The organism is Drancourtella sp. An12, assembly GCF_002160935.1.
Classification (GTDB): domain Bacteria; phylum Bacillota; class Clostridia; order Lachnospirales; family Lachnospiraceae; genus Sellimonas; species Sellimonas catena.
Genome location: NZ_NFLO01000015.1, coordinates 19,083 through 33,677 on the forward strand (window position 1 = coordinate 19,083; position 14,595 = coordinate 33,677).

Sequence of the window (14,595 nt, forward strand, 5' to 3'; positions counted from 1 at the left end):
GGACGTTGATAATCCGGTTCGAAAATGCTATGATAGGGAGGTACCCTGCCAGCAGGGAATTGAACGGAATCAAAGGATATGATCTTATGTTAAAAAAAGAGTTTCTGGAACGTTTTTCGATCAGCGAAGATGAATTTCGCGAGGCGGGACTTGATTGGGATGATCTGTGCTATATCGCAAAGGACTATGCCAAACGTCTTCCTGAGCTTCAGCGTATCCGGGACGAATTTCTACAGGAATTTATTAAAAATAAGGATCAGAGAACGGGACTTCATTCTTACCGTACCCGTGTGAAGACACCATGGCATCTTGTGGAGAAAATCATCCGGAAGCGCTGCGAAAACTATCTGAAATACCGTACGCTCACAAAAGAGAATTACATGAAGTTTGTCACTGACACGATCGGGTTCCGCGGACTGATCCTGTACCGCGAAGACTGGGTGATCTTCCATAAATATCTGATCCAGCATTTTGAAAACAATCCGGATCTTTATATCCACAACTGTATTTCTGATTATCACGCTGACAAAGACCGGTATATGGCCGAACCGCCAAAAGTGCACATGCGTCTGGGAGATTTCAGTGATATTTATTCCGACTGGATCTCCAGCGACAATATCTTCGACCGGAAGCATTACCGCTCTGTCCACTATATTTTGAAGTATCAGGGTGTATACATGGAAGTGCAGATCCGTACTCTTTTCGAGGAGGGATGGGGAGAGATCGACCATCACATTCTCTATCCTTATAAGAAAAGCGACCCGATGCTCACGGAATTTTCCGAGCTTTTAAACCGGCTTTCCGGAATGGGTGATGAAATGGCCTCTTTCTTTAAAAGGCTCTGTGATGTTTCAAGCGAAAATTTCAAGCCGAAACAGACGATTGTCAACCCAAGGCTGGACTATGAAAAGCCAAAAGAAAAGCTGAATGAAGTTGATTTGAGTTCGATACAGACAGTACAGGATGCCATTGACAGCATCGTAAAAGAATAAAGGAGGGATTCCCATGAATCAGAGACCACTGCCGGGCATTCCCGAGGCGATCAGCCAGTCTGCCGACCGCATGATGGAGCGTATCCAAAGCGGAAAGATCCGCAAACACCTGCTTGGAAGTACCTCTCACGTCCGTTACAGCACCATTGAGGATATCGAGTTGAATTCCTACTGCGATTTTGTAAAATCCAAGCTGTTTTTTGATATTATAAAACTGGAAGGAGCAGATCATCATGAATGATATCGAGACCATCTATACACAGTACGAAGATATCGTGGCCGAATTTTCCGAACAGGTCATCAAGAACCGTTACTCTTCGCTTTATAAAGAATGTATTGTATTTCTGGAAAGCCTTGGCATCCACGACAGCGTCCGGATCGATGAAACCATTCTAACCCATGCAGTCATGGATTATTTTACGGATATTTCACGCATGAAGGAATTTCACCATATGAGGCACATCAGTGAGCGGAAGGTGCTTGCCTATGAAACCTACTGGCTTCTTCGCCGGAAACCTTTTCAGGTAATGAAGACCGACGGCGAAGAGGAGTTCTGGGCTTTCCTCAACGAAAAATTCGCGTTTACACGGATCGCTTCTTTCCTGACACGCGACCAGAAATCCGTGATTCTGGATGAAGCATCCAAAAAAGCATTCCTCAACTTTCTGGATACCCTTTACTATTTTCTAAAATACAGAGACTATGATCCGAAAATGCTGGAGCTCGTCATTATGGGCTTTCAGGCAGGGCAGCTGATCCATTCATAGGGGCTGTCACTGCCTGAAAACGGCGTTTTTTCTTTACAATTCCACTTCCATATGATATGATAAAAAAATCTTAAAGCAGAAGGGAGAGAAGTGGATGTCGGCAAATCGTAAATAACAGGGCAATAAATTTTGTTTTCATCTGAAAGATGATGAGTTTTTTATTGTACTCTTTTTTACGATTGAAATCGGATCGCACTTCTCAGAAGAAAAGTGTTTTTTGCGCTGTCAGAAAGAGCATGTCCGCATACCGGAGATGCCTGGCGGCCGCATATCGGTACATGAGATAACTCGTCTTTCAGGAGTTATCTTTTTTTATTGCCCTGCACAGACAATGGAAAGCAACGAGAAATGTATTTGTGTAAGGGAGATAACTGACAATGAATCGTGAAAACAAAAAGAAAAAATACGAAAAAGGATATTATAAAACCCACCCGTGCAAGGACAGCTTCACCTGTAAGGTTTGCGGACGCCCGGTCGTTTCAGCAGGCGCAGGAACGGACCACCGCAACCACTGCCCGAACTGCCTGTCCAGCCTGCATGTGGACATCGAACCGGGAGACAGGGAATCTGACTGCGGAGGCATCATGGACCCGATCGCAGTCTGGACCCGCAAGAACGGCGAATGGGCCATCATCCACCGCTGCCGCCGATGCGGAAAGCTTTCATCCAACCGGATTGCCGCCGATGACAATCCAATGAAACTCATGTCCATCGCCATGAAGCCATTGTGTCTGCCGCCCTTCCCGCTGGAAAGGATTGAAGAACTGACACTCCTCATGGGTGGAGACGGAACGCTGTCCCGCAAATAGTTTTAATGTGTATAAGTTTTCATTTTTGCACAAATTATTCGTAATTATGCATATTTTTTTCAGAATAATTCATCTTGCTTTTCACATCAGATATTTTATACTGATAGTCAAAGAAATAACAAAGTAAACGCAAGGCGAAAGGGAGGTCTTACATATGCTTAGACTTAGAATGATGCGTGCACCTCAAAAATATGTACAGGGAAAAGATTCTCTGCTGCAATTCCACAAGGAAATGACCAGTCTTGGTGATAAGTGGCTGTTTATCTGCTCCAGAAGCGGATATAAGATGGCTCACGACAAGATCGAAAAAAGTTTTGAAGGGACATCCGACGTCCGCCAGTACGAAATCTTCGGCGGAGTTTCAAGTACAGGGGAGATCGAAAAAATGCGGGAAATCGTCAGAGAAAACCATCTGAATGTCGTCGTCGGTGTGGGCGGCGGTTCCGCAATTGACACAGCAAAAGCGACAGCACACTACGAAAAGCTTCCTGTCGTTATTGTACCAACCGTTGTAGCGACAGACGCTCCATGCACCGGTCTTTCTGTTATCTACAATGATGATGAAACATTCAACAGTTATCTGTTCTATCCAAAGAACCCGGAAGCCGTCATTGTAGACAGTGCCATCATCGCTAATGCGCCGGTCAGATTCCTGGTTGCCGGCATGGGCGATGCCCTCGGAACTTATTTTGAAGCACGCGCATGCGAGCGCACAGACGCTCCGAGCCTGGAATCCGGCGGAATTACCCAGTCAGCCATGGCTCTCTGCCGGCTCTGTTATGACACACTGAAAGAATACGGGGCTTCTGCAAAAAAGGCATGCGAATGCAATGTGGTAACTCCGGCACTGGAAGCCATTATCGAAGCCAATGTTTACCTCTCCGGTGTCGGTGCCGACAACGGAGGGCTTGCCGTTGCCCACTCTTTCTATAACGGTCTTACCGCACTTGGCGGCCACAGCGCTCCGCATGGAAACTGCGTTGCTTTTGGCACCCTCGTACAGCTTGTTCTGGAACGGGCATCTAAAGAAGAATTCAAGGAAGTACAGAATTTCTGTATGGAAGTCGGCCTTCCTGTTACACTGGAAGAAATCGGTATCACCAAAGACGAAGAGATCCGCATTATCGCCGAGAAATCCTGTGTAGAAGGTGAATCCATCCACAACATGGTAGCGGACGTCACTCCGGATCAGCTCTACGCAGCTATCGTTGCAGCGGACGCTCTTGGAAAAGAGGCACTTGCGGAAAAGGAAAAATAAGTTCATATCCTACCTTTAAACAGCCGTCCGGCAAGAATGATGCCTCTAGATATTCCCATATTACAAAGCGGCAGGCGTGGTTCATATGAATCGCGCCTGCCGCTGTATTATGCCCATTAAAAGAAACATTCATCATCGTTACAAATTCTCTTCCGCCAGCGTTTTTAGTTCCTCTGCAATCTCATGATTGCCCGTCTTTTCAGCCAACGGAAGAAAAATTTCCATGGTTTCAGCTGCCCGTTTTTTTCTTTGTTCCTCATCGATCCATTCAATCGTCTTCATATTATGAAGACGCTCGGCGAGCCGGAGCAAGGTGACCTGTTCCAAAAGATCTGTCTCCATATCCGCTTCTTCCGCTGCTTTTGCTTCAATCAGATCAGCTGTTTTCTCCGGAAGATATTTCCTTAATTCTTTCATTGTGGCTTCTGTCTTTTTCAATGCATCGCAAAATAAGCCTGCGAGAATGGTTTCAGGCTCCGCCTCCATATCCGCAAGTAAAAGCGCAGTGTGGAGCGGGTGTGTGATATATTCATCACCTGAATATCGTTTCATTCCTTGATAAATCTGGCATGCATAAAGATACATCTGCTCAAGCTTTCCCACATCTTCTTGTGGATTCAATGTCAAAACCCTCTCTTTTAATTTTTCAAACAGCATTTGTTTTTCAGCATGTTCCTCTGGTCTTCCAGTCATTCCCTCGTTCATATTTTTTCCTCCTAACTGTTTCATACTCATAACCATGGCTCGCAGTAAGGCCGGGCAGTAACCAAACTCTTTTTTGAATGCTTTCGTAAATCCATTGTGAGATTCCCAGCCATATTTTACAGCTGTATCCACAATCTTCGCTCCATTCCGTATATCCCCGGACGCCCTTCGGAGTTTTTCACTTTTTACATATTCCATCACTGAAACTCCAGTCTCCTGCCGGAAGATTCTTGAAAAATGATATTCTGAATATCCAACCGTCCCAGCGATCTTTGCCACTGTCAGCACTTCATCAATATGCTTTTCGATATACTCCTTACTTTTCCGAATAATGGTTCCTGCTTCCATATACCTCACTCCTATTGTTTCTTCCACGTGGTACATTTAGTATAGGACGCACCAAATAAAATTGCTGTTCCAAATCTGCTGTTTTTTATATTCACTATTCATTTTTATGTCCATGATGGTGATGTTTTCCCTGTCCGCTTCCTCCGGTTCCGGTACTTGTCTGTGTGTCACCATCCGCTTCCAGTTCCCGGATCCTCTCATAAAGTTCTCTCATGGTCATATTGGCCGCTTCCTCCGTCGTTATGTCGGGATCCAGCTCCTTCAATTCCAGATATGCTCTGTATTTGCCATATCCAAGTCCTGCTTCTTCCGCTTCTTGCGCTTCGCTTTCTGTCGCATGGCAGCAGTCGATATTGTGCTGTGTCTGTTCCAGTTCTTCCACAAATGCCATCATATCCTGACTCTGCTTGTTTTCTCCTATAACAACCACAGATAAAATTTCATTCTGATTCAAAAGTGCCGCAATCTGCTCATTTTGTAGAATTTCATCCACCGCCTCATCATAATCCATAAATCGGAGGTTTAATTCCCCGGCCAGTCTTTCCCCGTCTTCATTTTTCCCTTCCAGAGAAAGCACTCTACCAAAGCGGTTGACTTCCATTTCCAGCGAAGGATTCACTTCGATCTGAATCGCCGCTGTCGGAAGGAAAAAGCTCCAGTATCCCCCTGCAATCAGAAAAATCACCAGACATGCCGCCACCGGGATCCAGGTACGGTAGGAACGAATTCTCTTTTTCTTGTATCCATCTGTTTTTTCTCTAAGAAACTGTTTTGTGCGTTCTTTCAGCTCTTCGTCTGCGTGAATCTGATCAAACGCTTCTTTTATTCTCTTATCCGTACTCCTCACCTCCAAGCTTTTCCTTTAACAGTGCCCGCGCACGTGTCAGCATCGTGTAAACCGTATTGGTTTTCTTCCCGAGAATTTTCCCGATTTCTTCCGCTGTATATCCCTCATAATAATGCAGATAGACCGCATCTTTATATTTTCCCGGAAGAGACAGCACTGCCTCCAGCACTTCTCTGTGGTCCTGACGGTTCGGAGCCGGCATCTCCAGGAGTGAATCCAGCGAGACCGTCCTGCTCCTGAAAAAGCTTCTGCGCAGATCCTTGCAGGCATTTACTGTCACCCGGATCAGCCAGGCTTTTTCATGTTCTTCATTTTCAAACGGCATGGAACGAAGGACATATTTCAGAAAAACCGTCTGAAATATGTCCTCGGTATCAGCACTATTCTGCAGGTGGATCAGGCAGATTCTTCTGACCATATCCGAATACCTTTCAATCGCCCTGTTTACCTCTCGTTCACTTTGCATACATGTTTACCTGTTTCGTCCTCCCCTGCATCCACTGTTCTGGTGGTGCATATGGTGTCCTTCTGCATTATTGCAGATTTTATTCTGATAATTGTCACAGACACCATCATGATCGGAATCTGTATAACAGGTTCCCGTTCCTGCACAGTCACCTGTATTGTTATGATGGTTCGGACATACCGAGCTGTTTACACAGATCCCATTGTTCCAGCCGGCTGAAGTCTCCTGTCTGTTTCCGGCCTTTACAGCCCCGGATGCAGCCACCGATACTCCGATTACTGCCGCCAGAATTCCTGCTACAATTTTCTTCATCTCAATCCCTCCTTTGTCTTTCATCTCTAATACGATTCAAAGGAGTGTTTCCATTCATTTTTTTCAAATTTTTTTCAAATCTTTTAAAATCGGTTCCAGATAACTTCTGTCTGTCCAGTCACATTGTTTCCCGTCCGCACTCATCAGCGCTTTCATCCACGGCTCGTAGGTGTCCGGATCCTTTTTGGCTACCGTTTTTTTCAACATCCTGCACAGGGTCCGGTCTTTCCATGTCATTTTCTCTTCATCCCACATTCCTCTTCCGTAATAAAGAGGGATGGATGCGAGTTCTCCCTTCAAATTTACCGTTTTTACTTCCTCAAGTGCTTTTTCATCGTACGGAGATGCCCCGACCGCAAACACCATAACCTGTTTTTCTTTCAGTCTGTCAAAGTGTTTCCGCAGAAACGAAATGCCCGCTATGCCGGATGCATAAATGCCTCCGCATAAAATAATTACGTCATACCGGATGACTTCACCGATTTCGGCCTGTTTCACTTCCACCGCCTCAAAGCCTGTCGCCTCTTTGATCCATCCGGCATATTTTCTGGCCGCTCCATATTTTGATTGATACAAGATAATTCCTCTGCCCATAATCATCCCTCACTGAACACTATCCCTGCTGGTTTCCGTTTCTCTTGTTTTCAAGTGTCTCTTTCAGAAAAATCTGATACGCCTTTTCCTGCTGCTCAAAAATTTCCTCTGTCGAAATGCCCGGTGTTGTCATACAGAAGATTGTCCCAATGCCGATCGTATAAATCAACATATGCAGATGAAGCTTCTTTACTTCTTCCCTGCTGATTTTCAGCCCGTCTGCAATAAATCCGGAGGTCTGGGGATCTGTTTCTTTCTGATACAGTTCATCCAGAGAGGAAACTCCTTCTCTCCGGTGCAGAATGAACAGCTTAAATATATTCGGCTCCTCTTTTGCAAGCTGTACATACGCTCTGCCTGTGCTGGCAAAGAGATCTGACGGGTCAATATGCGCCGCTGCAAATTCCCGCACAAACTCCAACGCCCGGCCTGTCACATCAGCCTTCAGTCCATCCATATTTCTACAGTAACTGTAGATCGGCTGCACAGAGCAGCCGATCTTTTCCGCAATATTCTTGACCAGTACATGCTCCATTCCGTCATTTCTTGCAATTTCAAACGCCGCTTCCACGACCATCTCTTTTGTAATTCTCTGTTTCGGCATCTTTTTCTCCATAAAAAAATAGTTATATAAATTATTTATATAACTATTTTATATTCACTATGTTACTAATGTCAATATCAATCTCTGCTTTTTATCCCAGTATCACGTTTCCCACAAAAACCAGGGTGATGACCGCCACCACAAACAGAGCGTACAGGATTTTTCCTTACTGTTCTTTGAATCCTTTTGTCAGAGGGATCAGACATAACAAAAGAATGATTCCTGCCAGACCAATTGCAATTCCTGCAATCATATTGCTCCATACCATCGTCAGACACATGCCTACGCCAAGCGTCAATGCTCCAATAATTCCAAGCAGAACCGTTCCGATTGTTTTTCCCGACAGATGGATCGGCGCTTTATTTTCCATTTTTCTCCATACCAGCATCATGATCAGAAGCACAAGGGCTCCAATTGTGCCCATTACAACTCCCGGCTGAAACGCATTCCACTCCGGTATCAATGCCATGCACATTCCAAGGGCAAAAAAGATTCCCCCGATAGTTCCCAAAATCATTGCTACAAAACTACTTTTCTTCATGCTATACTCTCTCCTTTTTCTTCATTGCTTTCATCTGCCGTTCTTTCTGTTCTTCTGCAAGTCTGGCTTTCGCCTCTTCAATTGACTCCCCGTCTTTTGTCAGGAACTGATCCACAAAAGAATCCGAGATTTTTGTAAATCCTCCTACAGCACCATCCTCAATCTTCTTGTAGCTGCCTACAACTCCGTCTTCAATTTTCTTGTAGCCGCCCACAACCTTCTCGGCTATTTTCTGATTTACTTTTACAAGTTTTGACTTTGCCACTATTCTTTCCTCCTTCATTTATCTTTATCTGATGGTATAAGGTTACAGCCCAAATGTTGGAGAAAGATTGCTGTTTTGTTTGCGAAATATTAAAAACAGCCGCCAGATCCAAAAAAATCTACCCGGCGGCACATAAAAAAAGAAGAAGCTTTTCATTATAGCTTCTCCCAAAAAACAATATTATTCTATTTTATTGAGCGAAAAACAAATTTCCCAGCGGATTCATCATGATCAATCAGCTTCTTTGACTTCAAATTAGCAAAGACTTTTTCCTGGAATGAATCTGCATCTAAATAGTTTTTCCCGTCATGTATGTCTTTCACTACGCCTACTTCAGGTATCATCTCTATATCAATAAAATGTTCCAAATATTGGCTGATGTCATCGAGATGAATGAAATGACTGCCAACTGGAAAACCATGTTCTATGTTAAATTCCTCATACTCTTTTATAAATGTCTTGTGCTCCGGTAATTGAATCTTTGTAAAAGTAGTTTCATTCAACGAATAATATGCCAAGTGGTAGAGTCCATGAACAAACAACGCAACACGTCTGCCTAACTTATAATGAAGAGTATCGAAGAAAATCTCTTCCTGCACCCAGTTCGATCTTGCAACGGTATAGCATAATTCAATTAAACAGTTTGAAATTTCAGAAGCATCTTCGTAGTACAATGCCAAAAGATAACGAGTAAAAGAAAGATCAAATTTACTTTGTTTCTTTGCCATAAATTTCAGAAGTTGTTTTTCAGCCTCACGCCCTGCTTCTTGATCTTTCCAGTATTTGGCATACATCATGTTGTAATGTCCTTTATAATATCCGTTATCTGAGATCCCCGGAGAAACCGGCATACTTTTCTACGAGTTTTAAATCATTGGCCGCAAAAGCCAGAATTATGTTAACCAGGCCGCCAGATTGATCTTGTGTAGTATTCAGACAATTATTCCATATCATTCCAATTCTATTCCCTTGAAACAATCCATTCAGCATAAAAGTCATATCGCCGCTTTCACAAGCAAGCTTAATTCCAAGAAAAATAAAATCTTTATACATTTGTCTATAAAACAATTTAAAACAGTTTTCCATCGGGTAGAACAGTAATCCGCTTTTTAATTCGTTATAATTTTCCCTGCACTGTTCTTTCTTTTCAGCTATAGTTTTATTCTCTAATGCATCTATACAAATATGCTGTATCACCATCTTCTCGAAAACCTGTATTTCCCTTTCCCGTGACCGGACACCGGCTCTATTATTTCTGCCCTCAGCAGTTTAGCAAGCATCTTGGATGCACTTGAATTCTGAAGTCCAAGCAGTTCACCAACTGCGGTTCGCCCAAAAATCATATCAAAACCGAACTTGTCATACACTCTATAAATATGAGAAATTGTCTTTTCCGAAAAATCTGTCGCTTTCACCGCAATCAGACTTTCAATGTCTACTTTCGAACTCTGAATGTCTCCTTTCCCTTCTCCAATGTCTACTTTTTGCATCTTCCAAAGTCCACTTATATGCAAATATCGGTTATGAAGTTCATTTTTTTCATTCAGAAGCAGATTCCTTAAAAACAATTCCAGATACTCTGTTGTTCTCGTATTGCCCTCGCCAAAGATATGAATCTGCCATAATCTTGAGACAAATACCGCCAGATGATGGATAATCTCATTCATCGAAAGGCCTTTATAACTGAACTCTCTCTCCTGAGAAAAATCATATTCCAGTGTAGCCCTTAACTCAGAGGCGCTTCCATATAAGACCGTTCCCCCGTCCAGAACCCACTCTTAATACGTTTATCCATGCGCATTCTCCGATACAAGCTCTGCTTTACAACATTGTACAATGTTTCCATAAAAAGAAAAAACACCCCAAATCCGCTGTCTAACGAATTTGAAGCGTTTCTCAAGACCTGCCGCAGACCGGAATCGAACCGGTACGGGAGGATAAGTCCCGCAGGATTTTAAGTCCTGTGCGTCTGCCAGTTCCGCCACTGCGGCAAAGTGGATGGAGGTGGATTCGAACCACCGAAAGCGTTGCTAACAGATTTACAGTCTGCCCCCTTTGGCCACTCGGGAATCCATCCTTATGATACAGGGTATCATGCCCTGCCAATAATTATTTATACCACATTCCAAAGAAAAACGCAAGGAAAATTTCCCTTGCGCTTTCTTTTGTATCATAAATCTTAATCCTAACCGTTGGTTATCAGGTTCCATCAGCCGTCTCAGAGCCTTCAATCATCTCTCCGGCCTCCACCTTGTTAATCATGTCCGCAATCTCGGCCACAGTGTCTTCATTCGGGATCGTCACATAAAGATACTGACTTCCGGTCGAATAGCACATCTCCTGACCGCCGATACCGTCGGCTGCCATCGAGTAGATCTGCCAGTCTGAGTGATCGCTGAGCTGCTGTTTGATCAGTGCCCGGATCTGTTTCATGGACATATTTGTCTCTACACTGTCGGCTGCCTCGTCAAGGATATCAGCCGCCTTTACGATCATGGATGGAGATACCATCTTTTTGATCATTGCGGTAATCAGTGCCTCCTGATTCTTTCCACGCTGATTGTCGCCGTCTACAAGCGCATGACGCTCTCTTGCAAACGCAAGTGCCTCCTGACCGTCCAGGTGATTCGTGCCTTCCTGAATTTCAACAACAGCTCCGGCGTCGGTGCCTGTTGTGAAGGCATATTCAGACTCTACGTCTACACCTCCCAGAATATCAATAATATTGATAAAGGAGGTAAAATTCAGTCTCCCATAGAATGGAATTGATACCTGATACAGCTCTTCCAGTGTATCAATCGAAACATCCACCCCGTAATTTCCTGCATGTGTCAGCTTATCCTTCATGCCGCCGGAAATACCCGGAATCTCCACATAGTAGTCTCGCGGAGTCGTTACCAGCAGAATCTGATGTGTTGTCGGGTTAACCGTGGCGATGATATTAACATCACTTCGGCTGGAATCCTCCACATTTCCGTAGATATCAATACCGCTGATATACACGGTAAACGGCTCTGACTGAACCGGAACATCCAGAGAAACATCCTGCGTCTCTTCTACTGTATATTCGTAAATCACCCTTGTATTGGAGCCGAAGCCTTCTGACGCTTTCTCCATCGTATTCTGATAGTTGGAATCATAAACAATGATATCGATCTCTTCATCCATCAGAGCCTGCGCCATCTCTTCCATATTATCAAACACTTCGGTATCGATGCTCTTTTTCAACTGCTTATTGATATTAGAAAGCGCTTTATCAGTGTTTTCTCCATCCGTTGCATACTGGATTCCAAACACATAATCTTCTGCGTCGCTCAGCTCTTCTGCCTTGTCACTTTCTCTTACGACCGCAACCATCTTATGACTTTCCGATCCGCCGCCTGCAATGCTCAGGAGCGCCCCGCCGGTTTTATAAACATAAAAAGATCCGACAGCCAGAACAATCGTCATCAAAAAACTGAATACCTTGCCGACAATCTTGCCCTTTCCCCGTACAGCCAGCTGTGAAATCAATGTGATTCCAAGCAGTACCAGAAGTACTCCCGCGATTCCCAGAAGGTATTCCATAAGCAGAATATCCATCCAGCACAGAAGCCACAAGAATGCCAGAGATGCCGCAAGCTGAAATGTGAAAAATACCATACCTCTGGCTGCACCGGCGCGCTCGGCTTTTCGTTCTTTACGTCTTCCGATCTCCTTCAATCTTCTTGCCCGTTTTTCCTCCTCCGTAAGTCTGTCAGGAATCTTCCGTCTTGTCCCCTCTGTCTTTCGCTTTCTTGTCGTTGTACGTTCCTGTCCCTCATCCAAATTATAGTCTGAATCGGACTTCTTCTGACCGGATGCGTCCGCACGTCTTTTTTGCCGGCGTACCGGTCTGTTCTCTGGAAGCTTTCCGTTTCCACTCTCTTTCTGGACCATAGTTCTTTTATCCTTTCGTAGGTCTTTCCTGCGTCTGTTCGCACTTGTACTATTTTATAACTTTTACTACATCTATGCCGGTTTGTCAAGTTTTTGGCTAATATTCACGCTTTTTTAAAATTATTGCGGAATGTTTCCCCATATTAAGGACAATCTCGCCGTTTTCTATAATATACTCTTCAAACTCTGTTGTATATCCTTCATCATATGTATAGATCAGCCTTCTCATAAATCCCTGCATCGGAATCTCTGCCGGCCAGACCGGTACGCGGACTGTTGCCGCCTCGCTTCTGTTGTTCACGATAACAACAAACTGTCTTCTGTCATTGAAGCGCGCATAGGCAAGAATCCCTTCTTCCCAGGTCAGCATCTTGAGCGATCCTGTCCGGAATGCGCGGTAACGTTTGTGAATAGCGATAACTTCCTTGTGGAAAGCAATCATCTCTTTATCTTCATTTCCCCACGGGTATGTTCTCCGGTTGTCCGGATCTGTAAATCCGTATACCCCGGCCTCATCGCCATAATAGATTGTCGGCGCTCCTACCCAGGTCATCTGCATCACGACAGCTTCTCTCATGATAGCCGGATTCGTATAGATCTCTGCCGCTTCATGTCCCAGCTGGTCAACACGTCCCACCATATGATTCGTCCGTGTCAGGAAACGGGAATGGTCATGGTTTGACAGTTCATTCATTGCCGTCATAAGTGACGGAGTCGGCATTGCTGCCATATGGTGCGTAATGGAATTGATAAAATAATCCGCATTGTCACACAGATCCGGCCGGCTGAAATCGCTGTGCTTTTCCATACCGGTTAAAAACCAGGTCAGCGGTTCCATAAACGCATCGTAATTCATGACTGTATCCCATTCATCTCCCTGAAGCCATTCTTTCGGATCTCCATAGTGCTCCGCAAGAATAATCGCCTGCGGATTCGCACTTTTGACAGCCATCCGGAAGCGTTTCCAGAAATCGTGATTGTATTCCTTTGACATCCCAAGATCAGCCGCTACGTCCAGTCTCCATCCGTCCACATTATACGGCGGCGAAACCCATTTTTTCCCGATCCTGAGAATATAGTTTTCCAGTTTTACGGACTCTTCATAATTCAGCTTTGGCAACGTTTCATGACCCCACCAGCCGTCATAGTTTCCGTTATCCGGCCATGCGCCCGGATCTTCGTTATAAAACTTGAAGAAGTCCCGGTACGGGCTGTCCGCTGAAATGTATGCGCCCGGCTCATACGTTCCTTCTTTCAGGTAGATCTTTTCTCTGTCCATCCACTTGTTGAAGGATCCGCAGTGATTAAAAACTCCGTCAAGAATGACTTTCATGCCGCGTCTGTGAATCTCCTCGACCACATGGGCAAAAAACTGATTGCTTGCCTCCAGATTTGCCCTTCCGGCACTTCGTACCTGATATTTTGTCGCCTGACTGTTGTCCGCACACCCCTCCGGAAGGATCTCTCCGCCGTCTTTTACGATCCTGCCAAAGTGCGGATCAATATAATCATAATCCTGAATATCGTATTTGTGATTAGACGGCGAAACGAACAGCGGGTTAAAATATATGACTTCAACACCGAGCTCCTGCAGGTAGTCAAGCTTATCAAGCACTCCCTGAAGATCCCCGCCGTAAAATTCACGGATCGCCATCGCCTTGGCCGGTTTCTGGTTCCAGTCTTCTACTTTCTCGGATCTGGCTCCAAGATAATAGTATTCCCCTGTCACAACATCATTATCCGGATCTCCATTATAAAAACGGTCCGTATAGATCTGATACATTACCGCCCCTTTGGCCCATTCCGGTGTGGAGAAGTTGGGAATCAACACAAACTCGTAGGTCTTCATCGGCTCTTCGACTACCCCGTAGCGGTTAAAATACACCACTTCTCCATCATTTCCCCGAATTTCAAAGTGATATTTCAAAGGCTCGTTTCCTATCTGAATACGGGTATTATAATAATCAAAAACTTCTGATGACTGCCCTTTTTCCATAGAAAAACAGGCCTCACTTGTGACCACTTTTACTTCCTGCACATCATCTTTCGCCGTTCGGAATCTTAAAATTATCTTCTGATTTTCTACCGGTTCCGGCGGGATGACATATACTCCCGTCCCATCACAAAATAATGCCTGTTTATTCATAAACATACTCCCTTTCTTCCCGT

At 44.5% G+C, this 14,595-nt stretch carries 18 protein-coding genes and 2 tRNA genes; 5 read left to right on the forward strand and 15 right to left on the reverse strand.

The window, feature by feature from the left end:
• The first annotated feature begins 86 nt into the window (after positions 1-86).
• From B5E64_RS12520 to B5E64_RS12540, 5 genes are all read left to right on the forward strand, one after another.
• Positions 87-992 carry a GTP pyrophosphokinase gene (locus B5E64_RS12520; RefSeq protein WP_242959084.1) on the forward strand — a complete coding sequence of 302 codons (906 nt, stop codon included), beginning with the start codon at positions 87-89 and terminating at the stop codon, positions 990-992.
• A gap of 13 nt (positions 993-1,005) precedes the next feature.
• The gene (locus B5E64_RS12525) at positions 1,006-1,233 is read left to right on the forward strand and encodes a hypothetical protein (protein ID WP_087168811.1); all 228 of its coding nucleotides are present in this window, start codon (positions 1,006-1,008) and stop codon (positions 1,231-1,233) included.
• On the forward strand, positions 1,226-1,759 hold the full coding sequence (locus B5E64_RS12530; RefSeq protein ID WP_087168812.1) for a hypothetical protein: 534 nt from the start codon (positions 1,226-1,228) through the stop codon (positions 1,757-1,759). The genes B5E64_RS12525 and B5E64_RS12530 overlap by 8 nt, the downstream gene beginning before the upstream one ends.
• Positions 1,760-2,136: 377 nt before the next feature.
• Positions 2,137-2,568 (forward strand): RNHCP domain-containing protein, encoded by a 432-nt coding sequence (locus B5E64_RS12535; RefSeq protein WP_087168813.1) that lies wholly within the window; start codon positions 2,137-2,139, stop codon positions 2,566-2,568.
• Positions 2,569-2,722: 154 nt separating this feature from the next.
• The gene (locus B5E64_RS12540) at positions 2,723-3,826 is read left to right on the forward strand and encodes a glycerol dehydrogenase (RefSeq protein WP_087168814.1); all 1,104 of its coding nucleotides are present in this window, start codon (positions 2,723-2,725) and stop codon (positions 3,824-3,826) included.
• A gap of 138 nt (positions 3,827-3,964) precedes the next feature.
• On the opposite strand, the gene B5E64_RS12545 is transcribed toward B5E64_RS12540, so the two are convergent.
• The 15 genes from B5E64_RS12545 to B5E64_RS12615 form a co-directional block, all read right to left on the reverse strand.
• Positions 3,965-4,879, reverse strand: coding sequence for an AraC family transcriptional regulator (locus tag B5E64_RS12545; RefSeq protein ID WP_162610187.1), 915 nt, complete (start codon positions 4,877-4,879; stop codon positions 3,965-3,967).
• Positions 4,880-4,973: 94 nt separating this feature from the next.
• Positions 4,974-5,726, reverse strand: a complete 753-nt coding sequence (locus B5E64_RS12550) for a hypothetical protein (protein ID WP_087168816.1) — start codon at positions 5,724-5,726, stop codon at positions 4,974-4,976.
• Entirely contained in the window at positions 5,710-6,192 is a 483-nt protein-coding gene (locus B5E64_RS12555) for an RNA polymerase sigma factor (protein WP_087168817.1), read from the reverse strand. The genes B5E64_RS12550 and B5E64_RS12555 overlap by 17 nt, the downstream gene beginning before the upstream one ends.
• Before the next feature lie 6 nt (positions 6,193-6,198).
• The gene (locus B5E64_RS12560) at positions 6,199-6,504 is read right to left on the reverse strand and encodes a hypothetical protein (RefSeq protein WP_087168818.1); all 306 of its coding nucleotides are present in this window, start codon (positions 6,502-6,504) and stop codon (positions 6,199-6,201) included.
• A 63-nt stretch (positions 6,505-6,567) separates the two neighbouring features.
• Entirely contained in the window at positions 6,568-7,098 is a 531-nt protein-coding gene (locus B5E64_RS12565; protein ID WP_087168819.1) for a flavodoxin domain-containing protein, read from the reverse strand.
• Between the two features lie 19 nt (positions 7,099-7,117).
• Positions 7,118-7,702: a TetR/AcrR family transcriptional regulator gene (locus B5E64_RS12570; protein WP_087168820.1), complete on the reverse strand. Its 585-nt coding sequence runs from the start codon at positions 7,700-7,702 to the stop codon at positions 7,118-7,120.
• A 166-nt stretch (positions 7,703-7,868) separates the two neighbouring features.
• Complete coding sequence (locus B5E64_RS12575) at positions 7,869-8,243, reverse strand: hypothetical protein (RefSeq protein ID WP_087168821.1); 375 nt, start codon at positions 8,241-8,243, stop codon at positions 7,869-7,871.
• Position 8,244: 1 nt separating this feature from the next.
• Complete coding sequence (locus B5E64_RS12580; protein WP_087168822.1) at positions 8,245-8,508, reverse strand: hypothetical protein; 264 nt, start codon at positions 8,506-8,508, stop codon at positions 8,245-8,247.
• Positions 8,509-8,693: 185 nt separating this feature from the next.
• Positions 8,694-9,305: a hypothetical protein gene (locus B5E64_RS12585; protein ID WP_087168823.1), complete on the reverse strand. Its 612-nt coding sequence runs from the start codon at positions 9,303-9,305 to the stop codon at positions 8,694-8,696.
• Positions 9,306-9,330: 25 nt separating this feature from the next.
• Positions 9,331-9,708 (reverse strand): hypothetical protein, encoded by a 378-nt coding sequence (locus tag B5E64_RS12590; protein WP_087168824.1) that lies wholly within the window; start codon positions 9,706-9,708, stop codon positions 9,331-9,333.
• The gene (locus B5E64_RS12595; protein ID WP_343284066.1) at positions 9,702-10,175 is read right to left on the reverse strand and encodes a hypothetical protein; all 474 of its coding nucleotides are present in this window, start codon (positions 10,173-10,175) and stop codon (positions 9,702-9,704) included. The genes B5E64_RS12590 and B5E64_RS12595 overlap by 7 nt, the downstream gene beginning before the upstream one ends.
• Positions 10,176-10,412: 237 nt before the next feature.
• A tRNA-Leu gene (locus B5E64_RS12600) sits at positions 10,413-10,499 on the reverse strand.
• Positions 10,500-10,503: 4 nt separating this feature from the next.
• Positions 10,504-10,585 (reverse strand) — tRNA-Tyr (locus tag B5E64_RS12605).
• Positions 10,586-10,707: 122 nt separating this feature from the next.
• Positions 10,708-12,426, reverse strand: coding sequence for an LCP family protein (locus B5E64_RS12610; protein WP_087168825.1), 1,719 nt, complete (start codon positions 12,424-12,426; stop codon positions 10,708-10,710).
• A gap of 97 nt (positions 12,427-12,523) precedes the next feature.
• Complete coding sequence (locus tag B5E64_RS12615; protein ID WP_087168866.1) at positions 12,524-14,572, reverse strand: glycoside hydrolase family 13 protein; 2,049 nt, start codon at positions 14,570-14,572, stop codon at positions 12,524-12,526.
• Positions 14,573-14,595 lie beyond the last annotated feature (23 nt).

Coding starts and splice junctions, on each gene's coding strand:
- B5E64_RS12540 (WP_087168814.1), top strand. CDS start 2,723: ATGCTTAGACTTAGAATGATGCGTGCACCTCAAAAATATGTACAGGGA.
- B5E64_RS12585 (WP_087168823.1), bottom strand. CDS start 9,305: ATGATGTATGCCAAATACTGGAAAGATCAAGAAGCAGGGCGTGAGGCT.
- B5E64_RS12560 (WP_087168818.1), bottom strand. CDS start 6,504: ATGAAGAAAATTGTAGCAGGAATTCTGGCGGCAGTAATCGGAGTATCG.
- B5E64_RS12525 (WP_087168811.1), top strand. CDS start 1,006: ATGAATCAGAGACCACTGCCGGGCATTCCCGAGGCGATCAGCCAGTCT.
- B5E64_RS12520 (WP_242959084.1), top strand. CDS start 87: ATGTTAAAAAAAGAGTTTCTGGAACGTTTTTCGATCAGCGAAGATGAA.
- B5E64_RS12565 (WP_087168819.1), bottom strand. CDS start 7,098: ATGGGCAGAGGAATTATCTTGTATCAATCAAAATATGGAGCGGCCAGA.
- B5E64_RS12530 (WP_087168812.1), top strand. CDS start 1,226: ATGAATGATATCGAGACCATCTATACACAGTACGAAGATATCGTGGCC.
- B5E64_RS12575 (WP_087168821.1), bottom strand. CDS start 8,243: ATGAAGAAAAGTAGTTTTGTAGCAATGATTTTGGGAACTATCGGGGGA.
- B5E64_RS12535 (WP_087168813.1), top strand. CDS start 2,137: ATGAATCGTGAAAACAAAAAGAAAAAATACGAAAAAGGATATTATAAA.
- B5E64_RS12610 (WP_087168825.1), bottom strand. CDS start 12,426: ATGGTCCAGAAAGAGAGTGGAAACGGAAAGCTTCCAGAGAACAGACCG.
- B5E64_RS12570 (WP_087168820.1), bottom strand. CDS start 7,702: ATGCCGAAACAGAGAATTACAAAAGAGATGGTCGTGGAAGCGGCGTTT.
- B5E64_RS12545 (WP_162610187.1), bottom strand. CDS start 4,879: ATGGAAGCAGGAACCATTATTCGGAAAAGTAAGGAGTATATCGAAAAG.
- B5E64_RS12555 (WP_087168817.1), bottom strand. CDS start 6,192: ATGCAAAGTGAACGAGAGGTAAACAGGGCGATTGAAAGGTATTCGGAT.
- B5E64_RS12615 (WP_087168866.1), bottom strand. CDS start 14,572: ATGAATAAACAGGCATTATTTTGTGATGGGACGGGAGTATATGTCATC.
- B5E64_RS12595 (WP_343284066.1), bottom strand. CDS start 10,175: ATGAATGAGATTATCCATCATCTGGCGGTATTTGTCTCAAGATTATGG.
- B5E64_RS12590 (WP_087168824.1), bottom strand. CDS start 9,708: ATGGTGATACAGCATATTTGTATAGATGCATTAGAGAATAAAACTATA.